This window comes from Gammaproteobacteria bacterium (assembly GCA_029880545.1).
Taxonomy (GTDB): Bacteria; Pseudomonadota; Gammaproteobacteria; order Acidiferrobacterales; family SZUA-150; genus JAOUOD01.
In genome coordinates this window covers 257,868-272,525 of the sequence record JAOUOD010000003.1, presented here as the reverse complement: position 1 = coordinate 272,525, position 14,658 = coordinate 257,868, and the positions used below count along the sequence as shown (strand labels likewise).

The following is a 14,658-nucleotide window of genomic DNA, read 5'->3' as shown; positions in this document are numbered from 1 at the left end:
GGCTATTGCGAAAGCTATTTTGAATCCTTTTAAACGACGCAGTGCCTGGTCTAGCCCATACCGCCATTTATGGAAATTACCTGACCGGTAATATAACCGGCGTCTTCCGATACCAGGAACGCTACCAGTGCAGCAACTTCATCTGCGGTACCGGCCCGCTGGGCCGGTACCATGGCCTTGATCTGGTCCTTGCTGAAAACTGATTCGGTCATGGCGGTCTCTATCACTCCAGGCGCCACGACGTTTACCGTAACACCTCTTGATGCTATCTCCTGGGACAGCGACTTGCTGGCGCCATGCAGCCCGGCTTTCGCAGCGGCATAATTGGCTTGTCCGCGATTGCCGATCACTGCGGCAACTGACGACATGCTGATAACGCGGCCCCAGCGCGTCCGCATCATCGGCAACAATAGCGGCTGGGTGACATTATAAAAACCGGACAAGGTCACATCGACTACACGCTGCCACTGTTCGGCACTCATGCCCGCCAGCGGCGCATCGTCATGGATGCCGGCGTTGTTGACCAGCACCTGGATTGGCCCGCTGCCGAGCAGGGATTCCATTGCGCTCACACACGCGGCGTGATCGGTAACATCAAAACTGACAGCTTCGGCTGACCCGCCTGCGGCCCGAATCTCGTCAACTACCGCTTCTGCACGCGCGACATTACTGTTGGCATGCACAACCAGGTGAAAGCCATCCGCTGCCAGGCGTCGACACACTGCAGCACCGATACCACCACTACCACCCGTCACCAATGCCCGCTTCATAAGCCTTACTCCATCAGCCTGACCGCGGCGCGACCCGATAACAACACGCGGTTGTCTGCGCTCACGGAAAATGCATACATAAAGCTATCGGCGCCACCGGCCATGCGTTCCACGCGAATCTCCAGATCGCTTTCGATGTCGTCGAGCCGATCCACGACCATATCCAGGTTACGCACACTGGCCAGGTAGCCGGTGCGCGGCGCGCCCTCGTCACCAGTAAGGCCGCCGTGCAGAGCCATGGCCTGACCGGCATATTCAACACCGGCGACCGCAGCCAGTCGACCGTGACCGCGCAACGGGTTGTCATGCAGCCGGTGCGACGTCGCACGACAGGACAGCGATTGCTCATCCCAGTCCATCACTTCTTCAAGCAGGCACATACTGCCGTGATGCGGAATACGTTCACAAATGGCACTATGATTCATGGTTAGTCCATTTTCGAATACTTGATCAACAGCAGGCCGCTGTCGGGATAATTAAGCGCCACTTCGCCACCACCATCGGCAATCGCCTTCAGCAAGCTCAACGAACGCGCCGCCGGATTTCCCAGCCTCACCTTGTCCAGCTGCGCATCTTTAAGCACGGTTTCGATCCCGGTTTCGTACTGGATACTCACATCCAATGAACCGATACAACCCGACATCGGCTCCGACGCAAGCACCATGGCCACACCAAAACTGCTGTCCATGGGGCGCGCGCTGTGTAGCGGCTCCGGAAACCTGACATCATGAGAGACCAACAGGATCGGCCGGTTTTCCATGGTGACTTGCATCACCGCCTCGACCATACCCACGGCGAACGCGTGATCGAACCCGGCAACACTGGTCGATGGTTCAAATGATTCTACCGCCTGCTGCCAGTAGCCAGCCGGTGCATTGGCAACGGAATTATGAAACTGGGTTGGTGAAACCGGCGGCTCTGCCTGGTCCAGCCTGACAGCATCACAAATATTGTGTGCAATCTGACCATCTCCATCCGACGTGGAAAACACACTGGAGAGCGTTGACGCATCAATGCCGCACTGGTCTACCGCTTCCGAGGCCACCTCAATGGCCAGGCGAATATAGTCGCCAGTACGACGTCGAACGGCTGGTGCCAGCCGTTGTGGTGCCAGTTTGGGCAGTTCTTCATTCACATACGCCTGTGCAGAAGACAAGACTGCCCGGCAGGACGGCCAGCCGACCAGGCCTGGGCCAAACACACCAATTCCATGCAGGTATACTTGTTTCATTATTCGTGCATCCCGAAAATCAGGCTGCAATTGCTGCCGCCAAAGCCGAACGAGTTACTCAATATATAACTGACTTCAGCGGATTCATTTTCAAGAATAATTCGACTGGTGAATGTCGGATCGACTTGCTGTGTATTTAGTGTACCTGGCAGAAAGCCATTCTTGAGCGCGATAAACGAAATGGCAGCCTCAGTGATACCGGCTGCTCCCAATGTATGACCGGTCCAGCCCTTGGTGGAACTTGCCGGGGTATTGGTGCCCAGCACGCGACTGATGGCCTTGTCTTCCATGGCGTCATTTACTTCGCTGGCGGTGCCATGCATGTTGACGTAGCCGATGGCATCCGGCTTGAGATCGGCGCAGGACAGCGCGCGCTCCATGGCCAGTGCAGCGCCGGCACCATCCGGGCGCGGCGTCGACATATGGTAGGCATCGGAGCTCTCGCCATAACCATACAAAGCCAGGCCGGTATGATTCCCAACACTGCCGGCACGTTCAACTATGGCAAAGCCTGCCGCTTCGCCAATGGAAATTCCACTGCGGTCAGGTGCACAGGGTCGTGTTGGTGTTTCACTGACCAGGCCCAGGGAGCCGAAGCCATGCAGGGTGTTATAACAAAGACTGTCGACACCGCCGACAACCACTGCATCCACTTCTCCTGCCGCAATCAGTCGCCATGCCGATGCAAACACCTTGGCGCTGGACGAACACGCCGTTGATACCATGGCCGCAGGACCCTGCAGATCCAGGTAACGACGCACAAACTGTGACGTGGCAAACAGGTTATGCGTGGTTTCAAAATGATATTCAGCCGGCAACTTGCCGGATACCGGGTCCAGATGGTTATAGGCAATTTCAGTTTCATGAATCCCGGCCGTACTGGTTCCCAGGATCACGCCGACACGCCGGGCGCCGTAGCGCTCACGCACAGACCGAACGCTATCCATAAACCCGTCCTGTTCCAAACCCAGCTGCGCCAGGCGATTGTTGCGGCAATTGAACACGGCCAATGCTTCGGGCAAATGTACATCATCCACGCCATCAACGGCACCTGTATAGGTGCGGGCGCGCGTATCAAATGTACACGGCGCCAGCCCGGTTTGCCGGGCCTGCAATGCCGAACGCATGGCCTCCGCGCCCCGGCCCAATGCACTGGTTGTGGTGAAGGCGGTAATAACTAACGGGAACATGAATACTCTACTTTATTGATCAGCGGGCTGATTCTAGCATTATCGGACGCAATGATCGTCAGCCATGTCCTGGTATCGTGACCGGCCTGCGTCGCATCCATACGGCTCCCAATACAAAGCAAAGACTGACACCGATACTGACTGTCAGGCCAATGGCCTGCAAAACAACGGTATCAGACAGGGCGAGGCTCCCAAAAACCAGCACCGTGGTCAACCATGACTTCCATAATGCCGGGAACGTGCTGTGCCACTCCTGCTCCCGGCGGTACAGACGGTTAAAAAACAATGCGTAATCAATCCCGAGGCCGACAACCAGCAACAATGCCACCAGGTGGAACAATCCCAGGCCGCCATCAACCATGACATACACGAGCGGCATGGTCAGTAATACCACCGATAACGGCACAAGTAATGTGCGCAGGGCCAGTTTTAGCGACCCAAGACCCAGTATCAGCACCACCAGGATGGCCAGCGCCCCATATAAAAACACGGTCAGGCTGTGCTGCCGATACGCTGTCATCATCTCCCGGGTTACATTTCGAGTATGAACATAACTTACCGAATCCCCGAAGTTGTCGGCAAGGACGGGCAGACTGGCGGAATCGCTGACACCATAGAGCAGAACCGGGGCTACCCAGTACTCTCCGAATTCAAACAACAGGGGCTCCAGTCGCTCCGCCAGCATGGTGCCATGAAAATCAGCAAGTGTTACCGGCTTCGCCACCCTGGCTGCCGCCACTTCCGAAACAAAGGTCGAAAACAGATCGGCGCGAAACGGCAGTCCCCGCGCCGCCCAGGACAGGTCGGCCCGCAAGCTTTCAGCTGTCGGCAGGCGTGCCTGACGTTGCTGCTGGCGAGCCACGCTTGGCAGGTAGCGACTGGCGATCTCAAATGACTGCAGCTGGTTTCGCTGTTTCAGTTGCAGCAGCCGTTCATTAATTGTCTCCAGCTTCTGCAGTACAGCTTCGGCGCTGGCGCCGCGCACCAGCAGCATTTCATCGGCAAAAGGCGCATTCAAATCCTGTCTGAGACGCGCGTCACGTTTTCGCACCTCATCTGACAACGGCGCCATGCGCGAGGCATCGGTTTGCCAGAGATCGTTGCCGATCATTACCAATGTGGTGGCCGCGGCGACTGTTAACAGCAATACCACGCTCCGGAGCCGGCCCAGGAATCGGGCGAATTGCAGCAGCCGCTGCTGCACACCGGGCAATGCAACAGGCAGCTCAAACGATGACGGGGTCAGGATCGGCAACACAAAACGTGTAATAGCCGCTGCTGCTGTCAACCCGGCAATGGAAAACACACCCAACTGGGTGAGCCCGCCGTAGCCGGCAAACACCAGTGCTGCGAACCCTACGAGCGTGGTCATTACACCCAGCCTGAGAGTTGGCCAAATCCTCTGTATTCCAAGCGCCGGTCCGCCCATGGATCCGGCCGCGTGACTGTAAAAATGCATCGGGTAGTCCACGGCAATACCGATCAGCGTGACACCAAATGCAATGGCAATGCCGTGCACCTGGCCGTAAACCAGGGTTGTTATTGCCAGCCCGGCCAGTGCGCCGCCAGCCAGCGGCAAGATGCCAAACATCACCACGCGCCACGAACGAAACGCCAGGTACAGAAACAACATCGCAGTAACCGAAGCGAAAACCGAAAGCCACTGGGCGTCGCTCCGGATTTCATTGCGACTGTCGACAGCAATCATGGCCGGTCCGGACAGGATCAGGGCCAGGCTACTGCCGTTAACTTTGGCGGCCGTGGCAACAAACTCGCCGCGAATCTTCCGGGCCAGTTGTTCCTGCTCATCAAGATTACTGCCGGCACTGCGCGGGTACGCCAGCAGCAATGCGCGTTGCTGATCGGGCGATACCCAGACACCATTGGACTTCCGGATATCACGTTCTCCGGCCCATTGACGCAACACCGCCAGGCCCGCCAGGCCCGGGTCATTGGCAAGATAGGTCTTGATCAATGGTGCGGCAACGGATGCCAGGTCAGCCAGCCTGGCTTCCAGCATCCCGCGCAGACCGGCAGCAGAAAACAACTCTTCTGCAGAACCACCATCCGAAAGCAGGTAGCGATTGGTCATTAGCAGGCTTCGTTCACGGCCGGGAAGACTGCCGCTACCGTTGGTTACGTAGACAAAGTGCCCGCTGTGCTGCAACGCCGCTGCCAACTCCTGGCTGGCGCGGGCGCGCACGGCGGAATCACCACCTTCAATGGCAAGAAGAATGAGCCTGCCATTGGCGCCCTTGCGCAATTCCTCGACCAGGACCTGTTGTGGCCAACTGGCGCCGCCGGGCAGAAACATGCTGAGATCACTGCTGACCTGCAGTCGCGTAGCCACAATCACGGTCGCGACGGACATGAGCAGAATGAAAGCGGACAGGATTCTCCATCGCACCGGCATGATTACATCCGTTACCTGCGGTCAGGATGGGTGATAAGCGTGACGCTTTTGTCTCCTGATGGTTCAATTATTTCCACCTGGCTGAGCAAGACACCCTGGCCCCGCATGGTAACCAGCTTGACCACATCCTTAAGCCAGTCGTCTTCTTCAAAACCGTGCCGCCTGGGTTTCAGTCTCAGCGTCCAATCCTGTTCACTACCCTGAATCGTGACATCGTAGTATTTCTCCAGCGTTTTCAGGTCGCCTGCCAGTACCGACCTGAGCCCGAGTACCACCGGCGCCAGCGCCGGGAAGTCATGCAGGCCAACTTCGTGCTGCAGCTTTTTCCCTTCCTGCATACGCTCAACAACAAGCCGCTGCCCCTTGATGGTAAAGGTTTCATTCAGCGGTCGCGTCGTTTGCTTGATAAGCGTGTCGGGCGCCTCATAAATCAACTTGCCGGACAGCTTCATCGGTTTTTCCAGGAACTGGCTGTGGCGGGTTTCAGCAAACCTGGCTTCCGATGACTTCACGGCTGCCAGCTTCTGCATGAGCTGGTCAACTGTCAGGCCGGCATAAACAGCCTTTCCCGGGGCGGCCAGCACAATCAATGTGGCGGCAAGCATTACAGCTGCATGCCGCTTGCTAATGTTCTTTTTTCCAGAAGTCATAAAAATTAAACCAGTTATAAGGGTGGCGACGCACATAATACTCCAATCGTTGCGCGTATTGGCCAACAACTTCCTTAAGCTTCTGCTCGCGCTGTCCGCGCGGCAGTTCCAGTTCCGCGGAAAACAGCTCAAAACGCTCTTCGTACCGGTTACCGCCATCATAAAGACCCAAAGCCAGTACAACAGGGAGTTTTAACGCCGCTGCCAGCAAAAATGGTCCGGCCGGGAAATTGGCCGGACCACCAAGAAACGGTACCTCGATCATTCGTCCGTCACCCAGGTCCCGATCAGCAAGAATGGCAATGGATTCACCCTTGTCAATGCAGGCCTTTGCGCGCATGGGTGTGTCCAGTCCGCCGACAGGCAATATCTTCAGGGTGACGCCCTGGCCAAAGCGCGTCAGCACCGACTGCATCTTCTGTGCATTGTCCTCGTACATCAACACGTTCAGGGTCAGGCTCCAGTTGCGGGCGCCGCCAACACGCAACAGCTCAAAGCTGCCAACATGCGCGCCAAGAAAAACGCAGGCGCCATGACGATCTAGTGTATCGCGCAAAACATCAAGGCCATACTTGTTGATTTCGAAATAACGCATGGCGCCAACGAGAAAGTAGAAACGATCAAGAATGGTGGAAGCAAAACAATACAGGTGACGATAAACATGACGCCACCGCGCGCGCCGGCCTACCGCCAGGGTCAGGGCACGATCAAGATAGGAAACTGATGCCCGGCGGGCAGCCGGCGCAAACAATACAAAATACAGGCAGACCGGATGCAGTATGGCACGACAAAAACGGCGACCCAGAATGCGCGCCAGCCATGACGCAATGACCAAACCTGTTACACTGCCACGCTCCTTTTGTTGTAACCAGGCCTGTTTCATTTATCTCTCAGGTTGACCTTGCCGTATCCTTGCCGCTACCGATGACGGCATTATCGTCGCTGTCATCAACCCAGAACTCATAGAAGTTGAACCAGTTGTACGGCTCCATTCGACAGTAGTATTCAAGCCGTCGCGCGTACAGTTCGACCAGCTGCCTGACACCCTGCTCACGATTCTTGCGCGGCAGGTCAATATTTTCCGCCAGTAGTTCAAAGTGGCCCTCGTAAAGATTGCCGCCCCGATACAACACAATAAAGAGAATCAATGGCGCTTTCAACACGGCTGCAGCCATGAACGGCCCAAGCGGGAAGCGCGCGCTGCCACCCATGAATGGCACGACGATGCCGGCATCAGTGCCAAAAGTTCGATCTCCCAGGATCGCCACCGCCTCACCGTTATCGACCACCTGCTTGGCGCGAATCATGGTGTCCGGGTAACCCAGGGGAATAACCGGGATCTGTTTGCCTTTTGACAACGAGTCCCGGATCCGGCGAAAGTTCTCGGCATTGTCCTCGTACATCATCATATGTATCGGCAGGTCGAGATCATCGCTGCCAAAAATCTGCGCCGCATCGAAACTGCCCATGTGGGCACTGATGTACAATGCGCCGGTACCCTCCTGCTTCATCTTCTTGTTCACTTCATCACCGCAACGACGAATCTGCAATACATCAAGCGTACCGGTATACAGGTAAACCCGGTCGAGCAGCGTTTGCGCATAAGTGAAAAGATGACGATAAACATGGCGAAGGCCGGGTCGTACGTCCAGGACACGTGCGAGGTAGCCGCGTGAAGCCGCTACCGCCTTTGGATGGAACAGCAGGAAGTACAGACAAATAGGATGCAGCAACAAACTCGTAAGACGGCGCCCGAATACGCGCGCAATGGTTGCGATCAATACAAGACCAAGAAGGTTGCCCCGCTCTTTATGTTGCAGCCATGCCTGGTTAGTCACTTGTTGATCCGCCTGGCAAAAGAGATTCAAGCACTACAGGGTGTAACGCATGCTCCCGGTAACGATCACGCTGTCACCGGCAGTCATGGAAAAATTGACCAGATCATCCTTTTTCTGTTCAAAGTCGATACTGAATTCCCGATCCGGCAACAACGGTGAAACAAATTTTATATTCGGCATTGCTGTAACAACCGGCGCACCATCGACAAACGCCGCCAGTGCCGCGATAACTTCATCCAGCAGTACCACACCCGGAACTATCGGGTTTCCAGGAAAGTGGCCTGCCAGCGACGGATGATCTGCGGCAATAATCACAACGAATCAGACCGGTTGCTGCTGGATCAATGACCGGGAGCCGCGACGGAACAACTTCAGCCGCAGGCGGTGAATCGCCGTAAACACAAACATCAGGCGAATACGCAGCTTGAGACTCCACAGGTACTTCGGATTAAACAGGTCGGCCGCCAGTACGGTAACAATGGCAGTGCGAATGCCCAGGATATTGCTGGGAAAGAAGAACAGGTCCAGGAATGCCGGGTCGTACCAGCCCTGGATAAACTTCAGAAAAATAGCCTGGCCGTCACGAATACGCTTTTCATAGCTGATAAAATGCTTGCGCGAAAAATCCTTTTCCTTGAAAGCCTGCTGGATAGCCACACTTGCCAGTTGTGCAGACTTCATGGTCAGGAATACGCCTGACGAAAACACCGGGTCAAGGAATGCACCAGCGTCACCGATAGTGACATAGCCATTACCGGCATAGCTGGTCGAGCCATAAGAATAGTTGCCAATGGTCTTGGCCGGCCACTTTTGTTTGGCATTCTTGACGCGGTTGGCAACAAACGGCGTATCATTGATAGCACGCCACATGGATGCTTCCGCATCCTCATCCTTGGTGCGTTCAGACAGGAACTTTTCATTGACCACGGCACCGATACTGGTGGTATTACCCTTGAACGGAATCATCCAGAACCATCCGTATCGGAAAGCAACAATCTGGATATCGCCTTCCTGATCGCCCTGTTCGCGGTAAGCGTCTTCGAAATGAGAGAAGAACGCGGCGCGTGTACGCAGAACACTCTTGTGCTTGTTGCCCCGGGTGCGATTGACCAGCGAGCTGTGCCCTGATGCATCAACCAGCATCGGGCAATTGACTGTCAGCTCTTCCCCGGACTCGTTATTTACTGCCTTTAGGCCAACTGCCTGGTCACCGTCAAACAGGACTTCGCGAACTGTCCAGCCCATATAGATTTTTGCGCCATCTTCAACAGCCTTGTCCAGCAATACCTGATCGAACTCGGCACGCTCCACTTCGTAAGCATAGGGATAAGTCTTGTCTATGGCTGTGGCAAAAGGATAGCGCGAACGACGATTGCCGGTTCGATCAGCAAAGTGAGCGCCATACTTGCGGATAAATCGCTTTTCCATTTCCTCGGCCACACCCAGTTCCTTGAAGATCGGCATATTGTGCGGCAACAACGATTCGCCAATGCGGAAACGTGGAAACGGATCGCGCTCGAAAACCGCGACGTTCAGGCCTTCACGCGCCAGGTAGCAGGCGGCGGCAGTACCGCCAGGGCCGGCGCCAATAACGGCGACATCTACGCTGATAGCCTGGGATTTGCTTTTTTGATTCATATCACTACACCCGAAATGCAAAACTGCGGATTCGCGCCGGCTGACTATACAGCCTGATCGGCAGTACCCGCCGGCGTCAGGCCGCGAATTATCCCGAATTTGTCCACCTGACTGCAAGTGATCCAATGATTTAGGCAACCAGCGAACAAACTGGTATTCTCTGGCCACATAAAAACAGCCAGCTGAATCGCCAGAACACCTTATGTCACAGACTGATTTCGCCCGGACCGATGTATCCCCGAGCCCGATGGTCAGACTTGCCGACCTCGTCAAACAGTACCCAGGTACTGACCGGGCGGCAGTTAATGGCGTGTCGCTGGACGTTGCCCGGGGCGAATTCTTTGGTTTGCTCGGCCCCAACGGCGCCGGCAAAACCACCCTGCTTTCCATGTTATGCGGATTGCGCCAGCCCGACAGCGGTCGAATTGAAATCAAGGGCCAGGACTTTCGCCATGCTGCAGCGGCCGCCAAACAACTGATTGGACTTGTTCCCCAGGAACTGGCGCTGTATCAAAACCTCACCGGAAGGGAAAACCTGGCATTCTTCGGCAGCATGCAAGGACTGCAAGGCGCCGAACTCAACCGACGCATTGACGCCTGTCTCGATATTGCGAGACTGCAAAACTATTCCGATCGCCGCGCCGCAACGTATTCCGGGGGACTAAAGCGTCGACTGAACCTGGCCATCGGACTGCTGCACGAGCCCGAGTTACTGATCCTGGACGAACCCACCGTGGGCATCGACCCCCAGTCACGGAATTTTATATTTGAAAGCCTGCGCCATTTGAATGACGCTGGAATGACAATCGTTTACACCACCCATTACATGGAAGAAGTCGAGCAACTCTGCCATCGTGTCGCCATCATGGACCAGGGTGAAATCATCGCGATTGGCGCGCTCAACGACCTGCTGACGGGACGTAACGGCGATACCGTGCACATGCGCATCGCGGTGGCACTGGCCACTGACGCGCCCGTAATCCGCGCCCTGGCTCAACTGCCCGGAGTGCGCGCTGTTCAATGCGTCTCCCAGCAGCTGTCCATCACCGCAACGGAACCGCTGGAGCTCCTTGGCAAGGCAATGGAAGTGCTGGCGGCACACGGGATTGAGGCGCTATCGCTTTCCGTGGGCGTGATGAACCTGGAGCAGGTTTTCCTGCAAATCACCGGCACCAGCCTGCGTGATTGAATAACCGGTCAAAAGAGGCAAACATTCCATGTCTACCTGGTTATCCCAACTCCTGGCTGCGGTCATCAAGGAAACCAAACTGATCCTGCGTGACCGCGAGGCCCTGGCTATCCTGTTTATCATGCCATCCATTTTCGTATTGATCATGTCACTGGCACTGCAGGATGCATTTCGCGAACAGGGCGGTATCAAATTCGAAATTATCATTATTGATAAAGACAAGGGCGAAACCGGGGAGCGGCTGACCGAAGCTTTTGCAGCCAGCGCCAGCTTTGTCGTGCGCCACGACGACGAGCTCAACGAAACCGAGCTGCAAAAACGTGTTACCGCGGGCGATATTCAGTTCGCTATCTACATCCCCGAAAATTCGACACAACTTGCCATCCGTCGCGCCGAACAGGAGCTGAAACTCAGCACCGGTAGTGGCCAGACGCGCGTGGATGAAATTGCCATTCGCATGTTCGCCGATCCGGCAGTACGCGGTGATTACCGCAGCCTGGTGGCCTCCATCATCAACCGTGTACTCCAGGGCATTGAAACCCGGTTGATGCTTCAGGCATTTTCCAAGTTTCGTGATCGCGTTGCCGCCATGAGCAGCGTGCCCATCCCGAAGCCACCCAAGCAAGCCTCGCTGTTTGCCGAGGTCACGGACCCTTACCTGGGCTCCGACAAAAGCCCGTCCACCGGCCCGACCCCGACGTCGGTGCAGGTGAACGCACCGGGATGGGGGCTGTTGGCGATGTTTTTCCTGGTGATACCATTGGCCAGCACCCTGGCGCGTGAACACCAGGAAGGCAGCCTGACACGATTGCAAGTGATGGCAGCGCCTACCAGCATGATCCTGATGGGCAAGATCGTGCCCTACTTCGTGATCAACCAGATACAGATTGCACTGATCCTGCTCGAAGGGGTTGTGGTCTTGCCCTTGCTTGGTGGCGAACAACTGGAGCTGGGACCACACCCGCAAGCGATTGCCGTGCTTTCCATTTGTGTCAGCCTGGCCGCAGTAGGCTACGGCCTGCTGGTAGCGGCCTTTGCCCGAACACCCGAGCAAGCCACCATTTTCGGCGCCACCTCGGTGCTGGTACTGGCGGCACTGGGCGGTATCATGGTACCGAAGATGGTTATGCCGCCGGCAATGCAGGAGCTTACGGTGATTTCACCACTATCCTGGGCACTGGATGGATACGTGGATATTTTTGTTCGCGGCGCCGACACTATCGGCATACTGGACAAGGCTGGTGCACTGGTAGCGCTTGGGGCAATATGCCTGTTCATCGGCGTACAGAGATTTAATTACAGACTCCGCCACGGCTGATGTGCGGATTAATGTCAAAGAGGATTTACAGACATGCCAGCCGGCTCGCAAGACGATGCATTGAAGACCAAGCTGAAACAAATGATTATTCAGGCCTGCAACAAGGATATCGATCCCGCCAGTATTGGTGATACCGATTCACTGATCGGCCAGCGCTCCGATGTCGGCCTCGACTCTCTTGATGTATTGCAGATCAATGTTGCTATCATGAATGAATTCAATATTCGCATTGATGACAGCAAGCATGCACGGCGGGTGATGAAAAATATCAACACCCTTGCCGACTTCATCCAGCCCGGCGACTGACACAGCATGACCCGTCCAGCAGCTATCCCGATTGCCGGCATGGGCATGGTTTCCTGTTTCGGCGAGGGGCTGGAACCCTGCGTTAATGCGATGCGCGAAGGGCGCGACGGCATCTCGCCACTCACCGCGCTGGATCTTCGTTTTGCCGCCAACATCAAGACCAACCAGGTTGATCGCCAGCGCTTTGGCGAAGGCCGCGACAGCATACTGGCCATAATAAAGAGCTGCGTACGCCAGGCGCTGGTCCAGGCCGGCCTCAACCCGGACGAAGCTGTTACCGACTGTGCCATGATTTTCGGTGCCACCAGCTTCCTGTTTGTCGGTGAAGCCGAGTACCGCAAGCATCTTGATATCTACAGCGATCCCGGCAAACGAAAAGCCGGCAGTTCAGCAGATGTCACCGGCCCGATTGCGCGGGAGTTTGGCGTCACCGGCCCGGTACTGGCCATCCATACAGCCTGCTCCTCCAGCGCCAATGCGTTGATCGTTGCCCGTGACATGATCGCCCGCGGTGAAGTCAGGCGCGCCATTGTCATCGGCGCAGAAGGTTTCAGCGCCATTTCCCTGGGCGGATTTTATTCAATGATGTTACTGGACCCGGACGGCTGCCATCCATTTGATACCCGGCGGCGCGGATTACAACTCGGCGAAGCCTACGGTGCCGTATTGCTGGATGCGGATTCCATAAATAGCAAACTGGTCCTGCGCGGAGGTGCCAACCTGTGTGATATTCACCACGTCACCAGCGCCAGTCCTGATGGCAGCAGCATGGCGCGCGTCATGACCAATGCCATGCACGATGCGGATATCAGTGCCAGCGATATTGTCGGCATCAAGGCCCACGGAACCGGCAGTAATGACAACGACACCGCCGAGTCTGCTGCCATGCACAGCGTATTTCATCACCAGATACCGGACTTCACCGTAATAAAGCGCTACATCGGGCACACTCTGGGCGCCTGCGGCGTTGTTGAATTGACCGGTTTTGCAGGCTGCCTGCAGGCCGGCTTTTTGCCGGCTACCGCGGGCTATGACCAGTACGACGCCAGGCTTGATGTATCGCCGCTGGCCCAGGCAATAACTGCCAGGCAAGGGCATTACCTGCTGAACTATTTTGGTTTCGGCGGCAATTACGCGTCACTGGTGGTCAGTTATGACTGAGTCGACAGTTTATATTCACGCCGCATCAGCTATAGACCCGGCACTGAATACCGACCCATCGTCACGGCAAGCGTTAACCGGTTTACCGGAAAAAGCTGACGCCACCGCCAGGGTCAAACAGCTGATTGGCGACCCGCTGCGACAGGCGTCTCATCTCGTAAAAATGGCGGTCATTGGAATCATGTCGTGCCGGCAACAGGTGAGGCTGCCGGTAGACAACAATGCCGCTATATACGTGGGTACCGGCCTTGGCGAAATGGACAAGTGTCGTGGCCTGTTTGAGCAGGTCATGCCGCCAGCCAATGGCATGGCGTCACCCTTTGATTTCATCAACTCATCGAGCAACATTGCCGCATTCTATGTGGCCAAGATTCTCGGCCTCAGCACGCGCAACCTGACCATCAGCCAGGATGAGTTTTCATTTGAATACGCATTGAAACTGGCGATAGATGACATCGTCTCTGACGGGTATACCCATGCATTCGCGGGCGGACTGGACGAGCGATCGCTGGATATTGATTACCAGCTGAGACGCATACAGATTCGTAACGACCAGGTGTTGGGCGAAGGCTGCGGTTGGCTGTACCTGAGCCAGGAGTCGTCCGGCGCGCGCGCCACCATATCAGCACCGGTATTTGTTGCCGGTAACAATCCTGCAAGCAACGATGAATGGCTGAAAAGCATTCTGCCGGCCATTCCGGAACCATACAATAACCCGGTGATTCTGCCAGGATTCCGTATCACCCCCGAGACCATCAGCAATCTGGAGAAACTCGGCTACCAGGTCAGGCCATACGTGCAATACAGCGGTTGCTATCACACGGCTGCAGCGTTCGGTATTGCTGACGCCGTCAACAACGCGGCCGCTGGCACCACGCTGGTACACATCAACCGCGATCCCATCGGCAACTCGGCCATTACCCTGGCAAATACACTGGCATAAGCTCAAGCTCG

15 protein-coding genes are annotated in these 14,658 nt (G+C 55.9%); 5 read left to right on the top strand and 10 right to left on the bottom strand.

Annotated elements, in window-relative coordinates; translation table 11 throughout:
- Positions 1 to 50: 50 nt before the first annotated feature.
- The 10 genes from fabG to OEZ10_05240 are packed head-to-tail and all read right to left on the bottom strand — an operon-like array spanning position 51 to position 9,730.
- Positions 51 to 770: a 3-oxoacyl-ACP reductase FabG gene (gene fabG, locus OEZ10_05285; protein MDH5632394.1), complete on the bottom strand. Its 720-nt coding sequence runs from the start codon at positions 768 to 770 to the stop codon at positions 51 to 53.
- Positions 771 to 775: 5 nt separating this feature from the next.
- Complete coding sequence (locus OEZ10_05280; GenBank protein ID MDH5632393.1) at positions 776 to 1,195, bottom strand: hydroxymyristoyl-ACP dehydratase; 420 nt, start codon at positions 1,193 to 1,195, stop codon at positions 776 to 778.
- A 2-nt stretch (positions 1,196 to 1,197) separates the two neighbouring features.
- Positions 1,198 to 2,001 (bottom strand): beta-ketoacyl synthase chain length factor, encoded by an 804-nt coding sequence (locus OEZ10_05275; protein ID MDH5632392.1) that lies wholly within the window; start codon positions 1,999 to 2,001, stop codon positions 1,198 to 1,200.
- Positions 2,001 to 3,191, bottom strand: a complete 1,191-nt coding sequence (locus OEZ10_05270) for a beta-ketoacyl-[acyl-carrier-protein] synthase family protein (protein MDH5632391.1) — start codon at positions 3,189 to 3,191, stop codon at positions 2,001 to 2,003. Before OEZ10_05270 ends, OEZ10_05275 begins: the two co-directional genes overlap by 1 nt.
- Before the next feature lie 58 nt (positions 3,192 to 3,249).
- Positions 3,250 to 5,604 carry a hypothetical protein gene (locus OEZ10_05265; protein ID MDH5632390.1) on the bottom strand — a complete coding sequence of 785 codons (2,355 nt, stop codon included), beginning with the start codon at positions 5,602 to 5,604 and terminating at the stop codon, positions 3,250 to 3,252.
- An 11-nt stretch (positions 5,605 to 5,615) separates the two neighbouring features.
- Complete coding sequence (locus OEZ10_05260; protein ID MDH5632389.1) at positions 5,616 to 6,254, bottom strand: outer membrane lipoprotein carrier protein LolA; 639 nt, start codon at positions 6,252 to 6,254, stop codon at positions 5,616 to 5,618.
- A complete protein-coding gene (locus tag OEZ10_05255) occupies positions 6,229 to 7,137 on the bottom strand; it encodes a lipid A biosynthesis acyltransferase (protein MDH5632388.1) in 909 nt (302 codons plus the stop codon). The genes OEZ10_05260 and OEZ10_05255 overlap by 26 nt, the downstream gene beginning before the upstream one ends.
- A gap of 7 nt (positions 7,138 to 7,144) precedes the next feature.
- Positions 7,145 to 8,092, bottom strand: a complete 948-nt coding sequence (locus OEZ10_05250; GenBank protein ID MDH5632387.1) for a lipid A biosynthesis acyltransferase — start codon at positions 8,090 to 8,092, stop codon at positions 7,145 to 7,147.
- 33 nt (positions 8,093 to 8,125) lie between these two features.
- A complete protein-coding gene (locus OEZ10_05245) occupies positions 8,126 to 8,407 on the bottom strand; it encodes a hydroxymyristoyl-ACP dehydratase (GenBank protein MDH5632386.1) in 282 nt (93 codons plus the stop codon).
- 6 nt (positions 8,408 to 8,413) lie between these two features.
- Entirely contained in the window at positions 8,414 to 9,730 is a 1,317-nt protein-coding gene (locus OEZ10_05240; protein MDH5632385.1) for a tryptophan 7-halogenase, read from the bottom strand.
- A 202-nt stretch (positions 9,731 to 9,932) separates the two neighbouring features.
- Between OEZ10_05240 and OEZ10_05235 the strand changes: the two genes are divergently transcribed.
- Genes OEZ10_05235 through OEZ10_05215 form a run of 5 tightly spaced genes read left to right on the top strand, consistent with a single transcriptional unit; the run spans position 9,933 to position 14,647 of the window.
- Entirely contained in the window at positions 9,933 to 10,919 is a 987-nt protein-coding gene (locus OEZ10_05235) for an ABC transporter ATP-binding protein (GenBank protein MDH5632384.1), read from the top strand.
- A 28-nt stretch (positions 10,920 to 10,947) separates the two neighbouring features.
- Positions 10,948 to 12,237: an ABC transporter permease gene (locus OEZ10_05230; GenBank protein MDH5632383.1), complete on the top strand. Its 1,290-nt coding sequence runs from the start codon at positions 10,948 to 10,950 to the stop codon at positions 12,235 to 12,237.
- Between the two features lie 33 nt (positions 12,238 to 12,270).
- Complete coding sequence (locus OEZ10_05225) at positions 12,271 to 12,543, top strand: phosphopantetheine-binding protein (protein ID MDH5632382.1); 273 nt, start codon at positions 12,271 to 12,273, stop codon at positions 12,541 to 12,543.
- A gap of 6 nt (positions 12,544 to 12,549) precedes the next feature.
- Entirely contained in the window at positions 12,550 to 13,704 is a 1,155-nt protein-coding gene (locus OEZ10_05220) for a hypothetical protein (GenBank protein MDH5632381.1), read from the top strand.
- Entirely contained in the window at positions 13,697 to 14,647 is a 951-nt protein-coding gene (locus tag OEZ10_05215) for a hypothetical protein (protein ID MDH5632380.1), read from the top strand. The genes OEZ10_05220 and OEZ10_05215 overlap by 8 nt, the downstream gene beginning before the upstream one ends.
- Positions 14,648 to 14,658 lie beyond the last annotated feature (11 nt).

Excerpts from the sequence above, each read along its gene's own strand:
- OEZ10_05215 (MDH5632380.1), top strand. The coding sequence starts at position 13,697 with ATGACTGAGTCGACAGTTTATATTCACGCCGCATCAGCTATAGACCCG.
- OEZ10_05280 (MDH5632393.1), bottom strand. The coding sequence starts at position 1,195 with ATGAATCATAGTGCCATTTGTGAACGTATTCCGCATCACGGCAGTATG.
- OEZ10_05240 (MDH5632385.1), bottom strand. The coding sequence starts at position 9,730 with ATGAATCAAAAAAGCAAATCCCAGGCTATCAGCGTAGATGTCGCCGTT.
- OEZ10_05275 (MDH5632392.1), bottom strand. The coding sequence starts at position 2,001 with ATGAAACAAGTATACCTGCATGGAATTGGTGTGTTTGGCCCAGGCCTG.
- OEZ10_05230 (MDH5632383.1), top strand. The coding sequence starts at position 10,948 with ATGTCTACCTGGTTATCCCAACTCCTGGCTGCGGTCATCAAGGAAACC.
- OEZ10_05235 (MDH5632384.1), top strand. The coding sequence starts at position 9,933 with ATGTCACAGACTGATTTCGCCCGGACCGATGTATCCCCGAGCCCGATG.
- fabG (MDH5632394.1), bottom strand. The coding sequence starts at position 770 with ATGAAGCGGGCATTGGTGACGGGTGGTAGTGGTGGTATCGGTGCTGCA.
- OEZ10_05255 (MDH5632388.1), bottom strand. The coding sequence starts at position 7,137 with ATGAAACAGGCCTGGTTACAACAAAAGGAGCGTGGCAGTGTAACAGGT.
- OEZ10_05260 (MDH5632389.1), bottom strand. The coding sequence starts at position 6,254 with ATGACTTCTGGAAAAAAGAACATTAGCAAGCGGCATGCAGCTGTAATG.
- OEZ10_05265 (MDH5632390.1), bottom strand. The coding sequence starts at position 5,604 with ATGCCGGTGCGATGGAGAATCCTGTCCGCTTTCATTCTGCTCATGTCC.
- OEZ10_05225 (MDH5632382.1), top strand. The coding sequence starts at position 12,271 with ATGCCAGCCGGCTCGCAAGACGATGCATTGAAGACCAAGCTGAAACAA.
- OEZ10_05270 (MDH5632391.1), bottom strand. The coding sequence starts at position 3,191 with ATGTTCCCGTTAGTTATTACCGCCTTCACCACAACCAGTGCATTGGGC.
- OEZ10_05220 (MDH5632381.1), top strand. The coding sequence starts at position 12,550 with ATGACCCGTCCAGCAGCTATCCCGATTGCCGGCATGGGCATGGTTTCC.